Here is an 849-nt window from a genome sequence, read left to right on the forward strand (position 1 = left end):
GGTTTAGAAAGCCTTTGGGAATCACCCGGTCGAGGGGGAAAACCAAAATGGAAAGACTCGGACATCATATTTTTAGAAGAATGCCTAAGAACTGAGCCACGCACATACAACAGTCCGCAGTTAGCTCTGAAATTAAAAAGAGAACGCAACGTACAGATGAGTCCCGACAGGCTAAGACGGGTACTCAAAAAAAGGGGGTCGATTGGAAGCGAGCCAGAAAAAGCCATAAAGGAAAACAAGACCCGATAGCACGAGCAAACAAGCAAGTAGACCTAGATATGTTGGAATTGGCAGCTGCTTGTGGCGAAATCGACCTGAAATATCTGGATGAATCAGGGTTTTGTGTATGGAGTGAGCCGGGTTACACCTATTACTTCAGGGGCGAGCAAAAACGTTTGGAACAAACAAAACGTCGTGGTCGTAGGTTAAGCATCATCGGGTTTCTTCAACCAATAATCAGTTTTGTTTACGGTTTAGTTATCGGTGGTGTTAACCGTAAATCTTACATAAAAATGATGGAACAGGAAGCGACTGATGCACAACAAACAGGACGTATAAGGGTGATTGTGCAGGATAACGGGCCAATACATCGATGCCGAGAAGTTCAACAACTGTGGAAAAAATGGGAGATTCAAGGTTTATACATATTTTTTCTACCAAAGTATTGCTCCGAAATGAATCCAATTGAATTGGAATGGCAACATATCAAGAAAAATGAATTATCTGGGCAAATATTTGATGATGAGTTAGACCTTGCTTACGCCGTAATTAATGGTGTTCAAGCTCGAGCAGAAAAAGGTAATTACAGTACACGACGTGTAAAATTCAACTCCGATTTTCCTGGTTAAT

Annotated in this window: 2 protein-coding genes; both read left to right on the forward strand. The window is 41.7% G+C overall.

Annotation, left to right across the window (positions count from 1 at the left end):
* Window positions 1-249: helix-turn-helix domain-containing protein (locus ACM0OY_RS40500; RefSeq protein WP_414574317.1), on the forward strand; the 249-nt coding region annotated here is incomplete at its 5' end.
* Window positions 132-848, forward strand: a complete 717-nt coding sequence (locus ACM0OY_RS40505) for an IS630 family transposase (protein ID WP_414574318.1) — start codon at window positions 132-134, stop codon at window positions 846-848. The genes ACM0OY_RS40500 and ACM0OY_RS40505, both read left to right, overlap by 118 nt.
* The last annotated feature ends 1 nt before the right edge of the window (window position 849 follow it).

Source organism: Nostoc sp. CCY 9925 (assembly GCF_963920935.1).
GTDB lineage: Bacteria > Cyanobacteriota > Cyanobacteriia > Cyanobacteriales > Nostocaceae > Nostoc.